Source organism: Sphingomonas sp. 35-24ZXX (genome assembly GCF_000786215.1).
In the GTDB taxonomy this organism is placed as follows: Bacteria; Pseudomonadota; Alphaproteobacteria; order Sphingomonadales; family Sphingomonadaceae; genus Blastomonas.
Window position 1 is genome coordinate 15,541 of the sequence record NZ_JROG01000013.1, and the last position, 13,477, is coordinate 29,017.

Sequence of the window (13,477 nt, forward strand, 5' to 3'; positions counted from 1 at the left end):
CAAGTTTGCCAGGGCCTGACGGCATCGAGACGTGCAGGACCATATCCACGCCCGCCGAGGATGCTGGCGTCCGCTCGGCGTAACGCTGGTTCGCCTTGGGCATGTGGGCATTGACGGTGATGTAGAAGCCGTGCTGCGAGCTGCGCGTGTGGCTGATAACCCGCTTATGATCAGGGAAGATCTCGATCACACGCTGGGGCAGCCGCACACCGACCTTCTTCCCCATCAAGCTGTGCGGCACCGAGCAGAAGTTGCGGCTACCGCAGCGTGATAATCAGGATGGACCTTCGACCTCTTTCATTCGGCGTATTCGAACCGCTCGACCGGCAGTGGACGTGGCGGCGCGCACTCGATCTCCTCGAACATCTCCCGGCGCGAATGGCAAAGCGCGGCGCCATCGCCGCAACCCTCCGGCGTCAGTCACCCGTCATGGCCGGCTTCACGCGCCCGCTTCAAGTACGTCGATACCGTCGACCTGCTTAGTCCGAGCCCCGCCGACACCTCTAGCACCGCAAGCCCGCTCTCGTGGGTCAGGCAAGATGCCTTCGGGGGCCAAGCTGGCGGCCAAATGCGACGCCTTGTGCGTCATCAACGTAGGCATCGGCCAGACACCCACATCACCATCCAGGGTAGACGGCATTATCGGCGGGCCGACGTCATGCCCTTTTGCGCGGCGGCCTGCGTTGATAAAGTGTTCAGTTTGCCGACCAACGTTGCGGTACAGCCCGGTTCGGTCATCATTGCTCCCGCAGATATCCGCGCGGTCAAGTGCGCCCAGCGCCAATGCCCCATCCTGCGCAACTATGTATAGACCCGATATGGTGCGGAGAGCTGCAAGTTCCAGCGCCGACCGATTGCCAGGATCGAGGCCAGCACACTGAGCAGGGAGATTCAATATGTCGTCGTTTTGCTGGCTGAAGGATCGGCCAAACACATCTACGGTACGCTCTTTTGCGCCGGGGGCCAGGCAGAAAGCCTGATCAATCGCCCCAGGTCACAACTAGCCAGCGATCACACCTTATGCCGCTCTAGCAACACCAATCAGATGCACCTCATTCTGCACACCGCAGCCTTATGGCTGCTATAACGCATCCAATAGGCCATCCTAAAGGCAGCCGGTCTGGCAATGTCAGAGTTTGCAACTCTGCGTCTATGGCTGTTCAAGATCGCAGCGTGCGTTGCGCATACGCGCTGCCTTCGCACAAGGCGTGCCCGGATGCCGTTGTGTTCAAGCCGATCGCCACCAACCTGCGGACAGCGCCGACATAGCAAGCGCGCGGCAATGCCGCTGATCACCGTAGCTCCTTTTTCTGTCAGCCTCGAAAACTCATTTGTCCTGACGCTGTGAAACCTACTGAGGACATTCGCCCGGACTACGCCACTAATGGCTGATCAAGACCCTTTCGCTTCGGTATGGCGACATCGCGAATAAAGCGAGCGAAGGAGGCACGGCAAAATCTGCTCGCCGCTGGCTGGGCCGGCCGAAGAATGTTGACACGTATCGCGCCTTGACTGTTACATTGCTGCATTGCATCAATGGGGTCATGAATTATAACCTGTTGCTCACAATAGTGATCATGCTGCTTGTTGGGGCATGTTCGAACGGGCCGCGCCCCCAGGCGGACACGGGCTCGGCTGCGTATGAGATGCTTGGCCGCACGTCAGTGGAGAACACCGGCGGCTACCGGTTGGCGCCGGGCGACGAGCTGTCGATAAATGTCTATTACGAACCTGAGATGAGCTTCGAGAAGGTTGTCATAGACAGCGGCGGGCGGATCCCATTTCCGTACCTTGGCTATGTTAAGGCAGAGGACCTGACGGCGGAAGAGCTTGCGCAGGTCATTACCAAAGGCCTAGCAGGTCGTTACGTGATCGATCCTCAGGTCGCGATCTCGGTGCTCGAGGCGGCGTCCCAGAAAATCATAATCGAGGGCGAAGTGGACAAGCCCGGCAGCTATCCCATTAAAGGGAAAAGCACCCTTCTCGAGGCATTGGCGCTTGCTGGGGGGCCGGATCGCACCGCGCGGTTGGACGAAGTGATCGTGTTCAGGCGCCGGACCGACGGCGTTTATGCCGCTCGGTTCGACGTTAAGAATATCCGTGCGAACCTTCAGCCCGACCCAGTGCTCGAAGGGGGCGACACCGTTGTAGTCGGTATAAATCAGGCTGGACGGTTCTATCGCGACATTCTTCAGGTCGCGCCGCTTCTGACAATATTCTTCCTCCGTCTTTAGGGCCCTGATCCTTGAACCCAATGCGCTCCACTGTTGATCCCGCTATGCAGCAGGTAATCAATTCGCCGCTGTTCGATATCGATTTTGAACGGATCTGGGTTCCGGTTCGGCGATCGCTCCTGCCTATGACCGCAATTATGGGTGTCTGCATCGCCGCGGCGGTACTGGCGTTCCTACTCATCCGACCGTCCTACCGCGCAGAAGCGAAAATGCGGATCGAATCCTCGGCTCAGAAGATCGTCGGCACTGAAGACGCGAACACCCCGGTCCTGAACGCCGATATCGACCGGCAGATGGAAACCACCTTATTGATGGCGCGCAGCATGCCTGTCGCCGAAGCGGTCATGCGGTCGCTCCGTCTCAATAGAGACCAAAGTTTCACGACGCAGATGAATGCAAAACCGGCGCAGGACGTGGCCGACCGGCGCAAGATGGTGCTTGCGCTGCTCGACAAGGGATTGTCGGCAGCCATCGTTCCCAATACGCGCGTCGCCACCATCGGTTTCTCGTCGCCCGATCCGGTGCTGTCGGCCACGATCGCAAACAGCTTCGCCGAAAACCTGGTGCGGTTCGACCTGCAGCAGCGCGCCGGCCAATCCGACTATGCTCGCGAATTCCTCGAAGGCGAACTGGCCAAGATCCGCGTCCGCCTTTCCAACAGCGAACGCAGCGCCAATGACTATGCGCGCAACGCCGCGATCATCGTCGTGCCGACGAAGGACACCACACAAACCGGCGCGACACTGACCAGCGACGTGCTAAACCAGGTCAACCAGCAGCTGGCCGAGGCCGGCCAGCGCCGCATCCGTGCTCAGGCGGACTGGAACGCGATCGCCGAGCGGGAGCCACTGTCGATTCCGAGCGTCGTCGGAAATGCCGCGATCCAGTCGCTGATCTCGCAGACAAACGAGGCGCAAGCACGGCTTATGTCGGCTTCGGCGCGGCATGGCCCCGAACATCCAGAGGTCCGCCAGTTGACGGCGCAATCAACCGCATTGCAGCGCAGCCTGTCGTCGCTGGCCGCTGGCATTAAGTCGGGACTCCGCACCCCTCTGGACAGCGCTATTCGCGACGAGGCGGAGCTCAAGGCCAAGCTGGCCAACCTGCGTTCGGTCCGGTTGTCCGAACAGGATCGCAATGTCGACCTGGCGATCCTACAGCGCGAAGCAGAGACGAATCGCAATCAATATGATGCGCTGCTGGCGCGCCTAAATCAGCTCAATGCCGAGGCGGGGGTCCAGGTCAGTAACCTGTCAATCTTCGACCGCGCAGCCGTGCCGCAAAAGCCCTATTTCCCAAGCCTACCGCTATTCCTTGTCGCAGGTATCATTTTGGGAACGATCCTCGCGCTGGTTTTCCTTCTGGTCCGCGAACTGCTGTTCGCTCGCGTGCGTTCGCCGAGCGATGTCGTCGCACGGCTGCAGCTGCCGGTCCTGGCGTCGATCCCGTTTGTTAAGGACGGTGTCGATGACCGGCTCCTCGGCCCATATAGCGAGGCAATTGCCGCGCTTCAGGTGTCCACTGATCACGGCCTGCCGCGCACGCTTCTGCTCACAAGCGCGGGAATCGGTGACGGTAAATCGACGTCGATCGATGCCCTTGCCCAATCGCTGAGCGCCTCTGGTAAATCGGTCCTGATTATCGACGGGGACTTACGCCGCCCGGTCCAGCATCTTCGCTTCGGACTCACCGGAGAAACCGGGCTGACGAACGTGCTCGCTGGACAGGCGACTTTCGCCGAGACGGTGCAGACGACATCGTACGCTGGGATCAGCCTCTTGCCCGCCGGTTCGCCCCCGCCGCAACCGGCAGCACTGCTGTCGAGTCCCAATCTCGCCCAACTGATCGACGAGGCAAAGAGCAAGTTTGACATCGTCTTGATCGATTCGGCGCCGATGATCGGGTTCGGTGACCCGCTGCTGCTAGCCGCGCAGGCCGAAATCGTGGTGTTTGTCATCCATGCGGACACCAGCCGCCCCGCCAGAATTCGCACCGCCGTCGACAAGCTTGCAAATCAGGGATCCCGCCCGCTGGGTGCCATACTGACATTCTACCGCCCCACCACTGTCGAAAAATACGATTACGCGCTGTACAACTATGCAAAGCGGTGATTGCGTGATGTGTCTGCAGAACCGGCTGCTACCCATAGCGATTGCCATGTCGGTGGGTGTAACGACAGGCGCGATTGCGGAGAAAGCCACCCACGCCCATGATCGCCGCGCTATACTGACGACGGCGCCGACGCGGCAACTGGTCGCCGGAGATGACCGCCGGCCAGGATCTCTTGTGGAATATACCGCTGAGCTCGCTCGCGCACCGATTAACCCGGCGCTGCTGAATCGCTGGATTGCCGCCGCTCCGTCGGCGGATGATCGCTCGCGCGGCTTGGCGTTGCTGCGCAACATGGGTTTTCGCGACGCGGGGTCACAGGTCAACATCATCGTCGACGCGCTGCTTTCCGGCAGTACTGCAGATGTGGTCGAACGGATCGACGGTCTGCTGGCACAGCGGGTCGGGCGGGCGCAGGCCATTGAGACGCTGTCGCGCTTGGAGCGCATGCCCCAGTTCGCCACGGCACTCGTCGGACGGCTGGACCTTAAACCCAACTGGCGAGGCCACTATCTGTTTGATCAGGCATTGCTAGCAGACCCCGCGGGACGGCGCGCGCGGTTGCGCACATTGTCGGCGCTTCGGCCGGGTGCTGATACGCTATCGGCTTATGCTTTCGCATCGCAGGAGAGCTGGAAGCGTCATGACTTCGCCTTGGCCGATGAGTTCTGGCAGCGCGGTGCCGCTCAGCGTGCCAAGCTAGGGCTGCCCATCGGACGGTCATCCTTTCCGTTCGACTGGCGCGCGATGACCAGCGCCGATTTCGAAACGGCGGTCGTGCCTGAGGGCGATCTTATGGTCGTCTCCATTCAGTGGAACGGTAGCGGTGCCGCGGCCTTTCTAGCGCGCAATCAACTGGGCCCGGTCCGCCCGGGTGCTTGGTTGGCCCGCATAGTCGCGCCCGCGGCCGAAGAGGGGCGGATCACGGTGATGTATCGGTGCCAAGGCGCCGGGTGGATCGCATCCCGCCCCGTGACAAGGGGGCGCGAGACGATTTTTCGCGCGTCCCGTGAACTGGCCTGCGCCGGCGCTGAGGTGGCAATCGTTCCCGCGACTCGGTCCGATGGCCCGATGAAGATCCAATTCGACCTTTTCGCTGGGAATGGCCCTGAGGGACGGTCATGACGGTCGCCAGCAGCCCCCCCCTCTCCGCTCTGGCTGATTGGCGGCGCTGGCCCGAACGGCTCGGACGAGTGACAAATTCGCACAGCTATGTCCCGCAGATCGACGGCCTTCGGTTTCTCGCGATTATGCAGGTGGTGGCGTACCACGCCGCGCTGCGGGCCCAACGCAGCGCCGATCGGGCGGCGATGCCGTGGGACGGCTGGTTCGCCTTCTTGCCCAATGGCGTGGCTGGGGTAGAGCTGTTCTTCTTTATCTCAGGCTACATCATCGCCTATCCCTTCATGACCGGACACGCGCCGCGTTTGCGATCCTTTTACATGCGCCGGGTCACGCGACTCGAACCCCCCTATATCCTGACGGTCACCCTGTGTTGTGCTGCCTTCGTCGCGGCCGGCGGCAATGTCGGGCCCAGTCCGGCCCTGCGCCATATCGCCGAGGCGACGCCGCTGTGGCAGAGTTTCGCTGCGAGCCTGGTCTATCTCCACGGTCTGATCTTTGCCGCATCACCGCGGTTCAATCCGCCTCTCTGGACGCTTGAGATCGAAATCCAGTTCTATATCCTCGCTCCGGCGATAATCCTTGCGTACCTGTCTTTGCGAACGCCCACTGTCCGCGCATGCGTGGGCGTCACCGCCATCATGGCGGCGCTGGTATTGCAGGCGGTGCTTGACCCGATCGCGAGCTGGCATTATTCGCTGCTAGCGCATCTATTCCCATTCCTGTTAGGGATCGCGGTCTGCGACTGGGCCTCGCATACCCGTCCGTTCGAACGCCCGCCGACGGCCTGGGCCGACATTACGCTGGCTATAGGGCTGGCTTTGTTTTTCGCCAGTTCCACCCTGTTCTACGTCAACTTCGACACCGACGGCCGCGCATTGGTTCTTGCGGTGCGAGCTTCGGGAATCCTGATGCTATATCTCGGGGCGGCGCGCGGAAACATCGGACGCAGGCTGTTTGGCAATCGCTGGATCGCGTTGGTGGGCGGTGCATGCTATTCCATCTACTTGCTGCACGTACCGTTGTTGCAGGTCGTGACCAGCATCCTGCTCAAACCATTCGATCTTACCGGCCAACCGCTACTGGCGCTTGTCGCGGTCTATGTGATCGTCGTGCCGATTGTCATAGCGTCGTGCATGGCGTTCTACGCTGCCGTCGAGCGACCGTGCATGAACCGCGATTGGCCGCGACGGCTGTGGTCCCGGGTCGCGGGGCGGAGCGCCGGGGCATGATCCGCCAGCTGTTCTGGCTCGCAAGCGTCTTCTTCACGTTGAACGTGGCGGAAACGCTGAATCTGCCCTTTGCCAATGTGTTCGAGAAGGGCCTGTATCTGCTGCTCGCGGGGCTTGTGCTGGTCCTGCGGCGCGTAGACCCGGTGGCGATTACATTGATGATCGCCACGCTGATCCTGACGATCGTACTCGGATTGGCCACGCCGTTTCCCAAGTTCAGCTGGGCAACCTGGCTGCTGTCAATCAATCAATTCGCGATCATTTACGTGCTGACCGGCTTCCACGCCACACGCGACGATGCGGACGGCATTCTTCGCGCGACCACATGGCTTCCGGTCATCTGCATGATCGGCGGGCTTATTGGGCTTGGGCTGTCCGGCCGACCCATCTGGGGCATCGAATATGCGACCGGTACGATGCGGCTGCAGGGAAGCCAGATTCCCGCATTTCTGTCGGGGCTGGCAGCGAACGGCATCGTGGCTAGCCTGATCCTGGGCCTAGAGTGGCGTCGATTGCGATATCTAGGTTTTACTGCAGTCAACCTGATCATCTTGATCCTCGCGGGAGGGCGGGCATCGCTGGCGGTGGCTATGATCGCCTCAATCTGCGTGATCGTATTCAGCAAAGTGATCCACATCCGTGACAAGCTGATGCTGCTGACCGGAGGCCTGCTAGCCCTGCCGTTTTTCGCCGCGATCGCTGTGCCGTTCGCACTGCGCCGGCTGGCCACCAGCACCGATAACGGACGCAACGCGATGGCCGCTTATTTGCAAACCTTGGTCGATCAGTACTCGTGGACGGGAATAGGGTTCGGCCATCAATATTGGCAAACCCCGAGCGACGTCGTGGTCCTCGTAGGGTCGGCCGCCGCGCACAACGACTATCTACGCCTGACGGTCGAGCTAGGGGCGATCGGGATGATATTGTTCTTTATCTTCATGTCGATTGCAATGATGCGCGGCGCAATGCGGACGGGCGCGATAAACTGGACGGTGATTGCAGCGTGGGGTGGTTTCCTTCTCAACGCCCGTAGCGACAACGCGCTGGCGACCCCCGCATATTTCCCTTTGTTGATTGTGTGCATGTTGCCCGTGGCGGGCGGATTGGGACGTGCGGGATCGGCGACCCCATCAACCGCGGCTGACAAGCCCGCGCCGAAAGGCCTGGCTGCGGCACCGGCAACATCATGAACAATCACTATATCTGGTCTGCGGTCCGCCAATGGGGCCAGCGGCTGGGCACGGCGATGACTTTCGTCATCCTGGCGCGCATCCTGTCGGCGGATCAGATTGGCCTTTTCAGCGCGGCTCTGGCGATCATGGCGCTGGCCGAAGTGTTCAACGAAACCGGCGCAGCGGAGGCGGTCATCCGCCATCGGGAGGCGAGCCCGGGCGCGATTCTAGCGCTCAGCCTCATCAATCTAGGCCTGTCGATGGTGCTAGCGGCCGGGTTTCTATTCGGCGCGCCGTGGATCGAAGTGTATTTCGGCACGACCGGGCTGGCTCCAGTCGTTCGCGTCCTGTCGATTGTACTGCTGCTTAACGCGTTCGTCTATGTCCCCATGGGCCTCATGAAGCGAGACATGGCGTTCCGGCAACTCGCTGGGATCGGCCTGAGCGCGACGGTGATCGGATCGATCATCGGTATCGGTGGGGCGTTTCTGGGATGGGGCCTGTGGGCGCTGGTCGGCCAAGCGATCGGCTTTGCGACTGTGAACTTCGCTCTTCTCAACCTGCGCCGCCGCGACCGTTTCGCCGCGCGTCCGGATTTTATAAGTGCCGCACCTTTGGTAGGGTTCGGCGCATTCGTACTAGCAGGCAATCTGCTGAACTACATCGCCACCCGCTCAACCGAACTCGCGCTACCCTATCATTATGGCACGGCAGTTCTAGCAAACTATATTGTTGGTAGCCGGTTTTACTACGTTGCTGCTCAAATGGTTACTGGTGTACTGCTCGACGTTACCATGGCACGCTTGTCAAAGCAACAAGACGACACCAAAAAATTTGCTGAGTCCTTGCTAGATACAATCGAAATCGGTTCAATTATTGGCGCTGCCATATTTTTTGGACTTGCCGCGATAGCGCCCGAATTCTGTCTGCTTATCTTTGATCATCTGGGGCGGTCGGCATGGCCTTTCCTTTTCATTGTCGGCGTAGCCGGCAATCTGGTCATGTTGAACTACATCATGCAGATAGCATTAAAAGCTCTGGGCTTCAGCAGAATGTCGGCGTTCGCGGTCGGAGCACAAGCTGCAGCATCCGCAATCGTTCTTTTTCCGCCTTGGCCAATAAATGCGATAGAGCGCGTCGCCCTGGTGAATGGCATCGTAATCCTGCCAGTCACGATCCAGCTCGCAGCGCTGCGACGTGCGGGCGTCATCGCGCTTCTGCCCCTCGCGCGTAGGTTCATTCCATCCTCAGTCGCCGGGTTGGCAATGATCGCAGCGATTGCAGTTCTGCGCGAAGAACTGACGGGGTCGCTGCCAACGGTAGTGGGACTGGCAATCCTAATACCGGCCGGCGCTCTGATTTTTCTTGTTATCACGCTGGGAAGCGCGCGGTCAGAGTTGCGCCGCGAAATCCAATCACGCTTACTACAAGGAATGCAGCGATGAGTGATGACGGTTCGATGATGTTCCGCGCCCGGCGCAAGATCTGGCGGTACTGGAATAGCGTGACCCATCCCGGTCGGGCACGCATGCGTCGCCTGCTAAAGGACGACGCACTTCATGCTCGCATGCCGCGCGAGCATGAACGGCCAGCGGCGGCGGCGTCCAACTACCTGACCAAAGACCCGCCGGTGTCTGAAATGATCCCCAGGATCGTATTTCAGACCTGGAAATCGCGCATCGACATCCCACACAACTACCGGGTTTGGCGGGAGACATTTCACAATCAGAATCCTGACTTTCAAATACTCCTTTGGGATGACGACGACAACCGGGCATTTGTACATGCACGATTCCCATGGTTCATGTCGACTTATGATCGATATCCTAAGGAGATTTACCGAGCAGATGCCGTACGGCCCTTATTTTTATTTCTGTTTGGAGGCTTCTATGCCGATATGGATACAGAATGTCTTAGACCTCTCGAAAATCAAATAGCTTGCGGCGAAGTGTTACTTGGACGCATGGGGTATGATGATTCATTTGCGCACAGTATTCCAAATGCGATCATGGCGTCCCGTCCGTACGAATATTTCTGGCTCTTCTACGTCCAGCTGATGATGGATCGCGCGAAGGGAATGTCCGTTGATGACCCCCGGTCGCAGCGGCCGGAAGCCTTGACCGGTCCGGTCGCGCTTTATGATGCAGTGTCGGCGTTTTTGGCGAATCCTGAAGCAGCCATTGCTGCCTGCGCACCTATCGTGGCGCAGCTTCCCTACAATTGGCAGGCGCGCCTGCGGCGCAGCCTGCCTACCATCCTGCCGCCCGAAATCTGGTACGGTGTTGACTGGACTAATCCACTCCATCGCAAGGTCCGCGCGCGGATTCAGCAGGAGCGCCGCCTCCTGAGCTTAGAGCAGGCAAGGGCATTGTTTCCCGAAGCGACGATGGTGACGTACTGGAGCCATAGCTGGTGAGCGACCTGCAAAGCTTCTGCCGGAAGCTCGACGTCGATTTCACGTTGGCCGTCCGCAGCAAGACGGGCGAGTATTTCATCACCCGTTAGATCGTCGAGGGTCTCAGCAGCCGGTTGGGGGTCAGTGGTACTGGCGGTAACGCTCGCGCACGGTGCCCGCGGGATTTGTTACGAAGCTATTCGGCCGCCTGCAAGACCGCGAAGACCGCCTTCGATCGAAGTCTGGCGAGTTAGTGGCCATAGTACTCCGCAAACCGCAGCGGCAGGCGCTGCACCGTGATCCATTATCGGTAGCCTATACGCACCGTGGCCCGTCCGACATCGTTCTCAGCCATGACATGGACTCGCTTACTCATCCGGCGTTGTTTTATCGCGATATCGCAGACACGTAGTCGATTGCGACCGCGATGTCCGGGCTTGCCGAAATGCTACCCGACGAAAGTCGCATCGGCGCGATCTGCATGAACAGTCCTTGCAGCGATTCACCAGGGAGGCATTCGGACACCTACAAGAACCCGATGTTTTCGTCATGACGTGGTCGCGAGGCGCTGAGGTCAGCCGCGGCGCGGTGAGAGATGGTCGTTTTGCCCACGCGTTGATAGTTTTTGGGCTGGAGCGCCCCCCAGCACCCCGTTTTCACGCCATGCGGGTGCACCTAGACGCAAGCAAGGCGCTAGACGTTATGGGCGAGGTTGGCCAGGGCGATGTGGTCATGCATCAGCCGACGCTGCAAGCGCCGCTGGTGCAGATTGCCCTTGAACATGCCGCGCGCCAGGAACATCTCGTTCTTCTTCGAGCGATAGGCCGTTTCCACCCGTCCGCCCAAGACGGTGTTTTTTTGTGATCAGGTCAAGCACCCGCGCTCTGTCATGAGCATTGGCATCCTCGGTGCGGATCAGCTCATGAGCCCGGTCGATGCGGATGTGGTTCTTGTAGGTGACTATTGGGATCCCAAGGTCGACCGGCTTGAAGCCTCTGGAATCAGCCCCTTACTTCACCTTGCTCTTGGAGTATTTGACCGTCCAGCGAGCATCGCGGTCCTTTTGCCGGATCTTGGCAGGCCTCTCTTTCCACCGCTCTGGGACTTACCCTACCTGATCGCCGCCTTCTCGCCCTCGGTGTTGCGCTTGTTGGGACCCGGCACCACGGAGCATTGATCATCTGCCCGCACATCGCCAGATAACCGCGGTCGATCAGCGCCGCGTCCAAGCGCGCGAACAGCTTATTGATCGCCTTTGGCCTTCACGAGCGGCGCCAGGAAAAACCACACTTTTGTCGCGTCCTGGCCCCTCCCATCGAGCCCGAGCCCAAGGAATGATCAGAACGAAAGGCGGTCTTTGATTTATAACTCCGTCGCCTCGTCCGACATTGGGGAGAACGCCTGCCGCAAGAGTATCTTGAACATCATCAACGGATCAAATTGTGGTCGGCCGCCCTTGCCTCGAGCGCTGCGCCGGAGCGCCGCCACCAGCGGCGCCCAGAACACCTCGAATTCCACCACCGCCGCAAATCGCTCCAGCGGATTTCCCGTCGCGTTAAGTGCCGCATATTGGTCCAACAGATCAAAGAAACTAGGCTGATCCACCATCATTGCCTCCACTCATCAATGGCGGAAGCGAATCAGATCAGCACACCAAAGGCGAAGGCTTTTCGAGGATTCCATTCGATCGCCAGTGGCGGGATGAGCTCGGCCGCGCGATCGGAACGCGACCCGTCCGGTGCCATATCGCCGCCGAGCCGGCAACACAGAATACGGTCGTTCGGGGCCGACAAAATGCCCTAAGCGAGGCGGGCGCGGATTATCCGTTGAAGCGGCTTTTCGAAGAATGCAAAGCTCGCGAAGGAGAGGATTAAGAGCAGCACGAAGAACGATATGAACACCAATTCCCCCCTTACGCCGTTCGCACCCACGACGTCCGGCCCCAGGAGCATCTGCCCCAACATCATCAGCGGCAGGTGAAGCAGGTAACTAGAATAGCTGACGTTGCCGAACGCCGACAGCGGTCGCGACACACGCCACAGCCATCCTTCGGACGCCACCAGCGCCAGCAGCAACGACGGGAACAGCATAACCACGACAAGCAGGTAGAACAGCACACGATCCAGCCGTTCCGTCACCTTCGCGCCGATCTGTGGGCTGGCCATTCCGGCGGCCTGGTGTCCTGCTAAGCCCGCAAGATACCCATCGGCATTGAGCAGCAAAGCTGCACCGGCGACCGACCAAGTGCCAGCGAACAGCGCGATCGCGGCGCACTGAAACCAGGGTCTGTCGCGATAGGCGAACCAGAAACGACATAGCAGGCAGCCGATGAAGAAGCAGAACAGCCCGCGCCCGAATGCGTTGCCCAGGTTGCCGGCGTATAGAACGAACCCGAAAATCGACAGCCCCACCATCATGGCGGTGGAAGCACGGGTGCGGGCCAGCAACATGAAGAAAACGCCGTAAAGCAGGACTTCGATCGAAACTGACCAAACCGGATCATTGAAAGAAGGGCCGCGTTGGAGCCCCCAGTTAGAAGCGAAAAACAATTGAAGGACGAAATGGTACGTGTCGTAATAATTGTCCTTAGGGAAATGGAGAATTCCGCCGGTCTTCAGGGAATGGAACGCCTGCATTGCGACAAGCGCCATCAACATAGCAAAATGCAGCGGATATAGACGGGAAAACCGCAACACGGCGAACCGCGCTGCGCTGATCGTTCGGTCGGCGACCTGGCTGTGATAGACCATGAACATGACGAAGCCAGACAAAATAAAGAAGAAATCTACGCCTATCCATCCGTTTCTATAGATCGGTCGCAAAACCGAAAAGAACGGCAGACCGCCGCCGAACCTGTCTAGATCCACCCAGCTGCTCGGTTGCAGATTGCGCCAATGGTAGCACACGACAGCCAAGGCGGCGATCGAGCGTGCCGCATCCAGCGTACGGATATGATGCCCGCTCGCCATCGCCTTGTTCCCCCTCAAGATGGCTGAAAACGGTTTCCTTCACACAAAGATAGTTATCTGAGTAGGATCCCCTTTTCAATATAGACGGTGCCTCATATTCAGTTACCATTCAAGCGCCGAGATCTCCCCCGCGCTCGATAGGTTCAATGTCACGCCCAACTACACCGCACCGCTTTCAACCGTTCCCCCTAGCCTTTATGTTGGCAAGGGCGGCACGTTAGGCCGTGTTGACAAAACACTTCAG

At 59.5% G+C, this 13,477-nt stretch carries 10 protein-coding genes and 3 pseudogenes; 9 read left to right on the forward strand and 4 right to left on the reverse strand.

Annotation, left to right across the window (positions count from 1 at the left end):
- Window positions 1-49: 49 nt before the first annotated feature.
- A pseudogene (locus LI72_RS20585) lies at window positions 50-378 on the reverse strand (Mu transposase domain-containing protein); the annotation flags it as partial.
- A 42-nt stretch (window positions 379-420) separates the two neighbouring features.
- A complete protein-coding gene (locus tag LI72_RS20760; protein WP_197051972.1) occupies window positions 421-510 on the reverse strand; it encodes a winged helix-turn-helix transcriptional regulator in 90 nt (29 codons plus the stop codon).
- On the opposite strand from LI72_RS20760, the pseudogene LI72_RS20590 reads away from it, so the two are divergent.
- From LI72_RS20590 to LI72_RS18325, 8 genes and pseudogenes are all read left to right on the forward strand, one after another.
- Window positions 510-1,269: pseudogene (locus LI72_RS20590) on the forward strand (transposase); the annotation flags it as partial. The gene LI72_RS20760 and the pseudogene LI72_RS20590 sit on opposite strands and share 1 nt — an antisense overlap.
- A 275-nt stretch (window positions 1,270-1,544) precedes the next feature.
- Window positions 1,545-2,234 (forward strand): polysaccharide biosynthesis/export family protein, encoded by a 690-nt coding sequence (locus tag LI72_RS18295; RefSeq protein WP_033927416.1) that lies wholly within the window; start codon window positions 1,545-1,547, stop codon window positions 2,232-2,234.
- 44 nt (window positions 2,235-2,278) lie between these two features.
- Window positions 2,279-4,345, forward strand: coding sequence for a GumC family protein (locus tag LI72_RS18300; RefSeq protein WP_033927417.1), 2,067 nt, complete (start codon window positions 2,279-2,281; stop codon window positions 4,343-4,345).
- The gene (locus tag LI72_RS18305) at window positions 4,332-5,468 is read left to right on the forward strand and encodes a hypothetical protein (protein ID WP_197051973.1); all 1,137 of its coding nucleotides are present in this window, start codon (window positions 4,332-4,334) and stop codon (window positions 5,466-5,468) included. Before LI72_RS18300 ends, LI72_RS18305 begins: the two co-directional genes overlap by 14 nt.
- Window positions 5,465-6,697: an acyltransferase family protein gene (locus LI72_RS18310; protein WP_081985266.1), complete on the forward strand. Its 1,233-nt coding sequence runs from the start codon at window positions 5,465-5,467 to the stop codon at window positions 6,695-6,697. The genes LI72_RS18305 and LI72_RS18310 overlap by 4 nt, the downstream gene beginning before the upstream one ends.
- Window positions 6,694-7,887, forward strand: a complete 1,194-nt coding sequence (locus tag LI72_RS18315) for an O-antigen ligase family protein (protein ID WP_156139720.1) — start codon at window positions 6,694-6,696, stop codon at window positions 7,885-7,887. Before LI72_RS18310 ends, LI72_RS18315 begins: the two co-directional genes overlap by 4 nt.
- Window positions 7,884-9,314 carry an oligosaccharide flippase family protein gene (locus tag LI72_RS18320; protein ID WP_033927421.1) on the forward strand — a complete coding sequence of 477 codons (1,431 nt, stop codon included), beginning with the start codon at window positions 7,884-7,886 and terminating at the stop codon, window positions 9,312-9,314. Before LI72_RS18315 ends, LI72_RS18320 begins: the two co-directional genes overlap by 4 nt.
- Complete coding sequence (locus LI72_RS18325; protein ID WP_033927422.1) at window positions 9,311-10,285, forward strand: glycosyltransferase family 32 protein; 975 nt, start codon at window positions 9,311-9,313, stop codon at window positions 10,283-10,285. Before LI72_RS18320 ends, LI72_RS18325 begins: the two co-directional genes overlap by 4 nt.
- A 690-nt stretch (window positions 10,286-10,975) precedes the next feature.
- Here the strand turns inward: LI72_RS18325 and LI72_RS20595 are convergent.
- Window positions 10,976-11,872: pseudogene (locus tag LI72_RS20595) on the reverse strand (transposase); the annotation flags it as partial.
- Between the two features lie 191 nt (window positions 11,873-12,063).
- On the reverse strand, window positions 12,064-13,233 hold the full coding sequence (locus LI72_RS18335) for an acyltransferase family protein (RefSeq protein ID WP_033927423.1): 1,170 nt from the start codon (window positions 13,231-13,233) through the stop codon (window positions 12,064-12,066).
- A 94-nt stretch (window positions 13,234-13,327) separates the two neighbouring features.
- On the opposite strand from LI72_RS18335, the gene LI72_RS20765 reads away from it, so the two are divergent.
- The coding region (locus LI72_RS20765) for a spike base protein, RCAP_Rcc01079 family (protein ID WP_443018138.1) at window positions 13,328-13,477 on the forward strand (150 nt) is incomplete at its 3' end.

Coding starts and splice junctions, on each gene's coding strand:
- LI72_RS18295 (WP_033927416.1), top strand. CDS start 1,545: ATGAATTATAACCTGTTGCTCACAATAGTGATCATGCTGCTTGTTGGG.
- LI72_RS18300 (WP_033927417.1), top strand. CDS start 2,279: ATGCAGCAGGTAATCAATTCGCCGCTGTTCGATATCGATTTTGAACGG.
- LI72_RS18305 (WP_197051973.1), top strand. CDS start 4,332: ATGCAAAGCGGTGATTGCGTGATGTGTCTGCAGAACCGGCTGCTACCC.
- LI72_RS18310 (WP_081985266.1), top strand. CDS start 5,465: ATGACGGTCGCCAGCAGCCCCCCCCTCTCCGCTCTGGCTGATTGGCGG.
- LI72_RS18315 (WP_156139720.1), top strand. CDS start 6,694: ATGATCCGCCAGCTGTTCTGGCTCGCAAGCGTCTTCTTCACGTTGAAC.
- LI72_RS18320 (WP_033927421.1), top strand. CDS start 7,884: ATGAACAATCACTATATCTGGTCTGCGGTCCGCCAATGGGGCCAGCGG.
- LI72_RS18325 (WP_033927422.1), top strand. CDS start 9,311: ATGAGTGATGACGGTTCGATGATGTTCCGCGCCCGGCGCAAGATCTGG.
- LI72_RS18335 (WP_033927423.1), bottom strand. CDS start 13,233: ATGGCGAGCGGGCATCATATCCGTACGCTGGATGCGGCACGCTCGATC.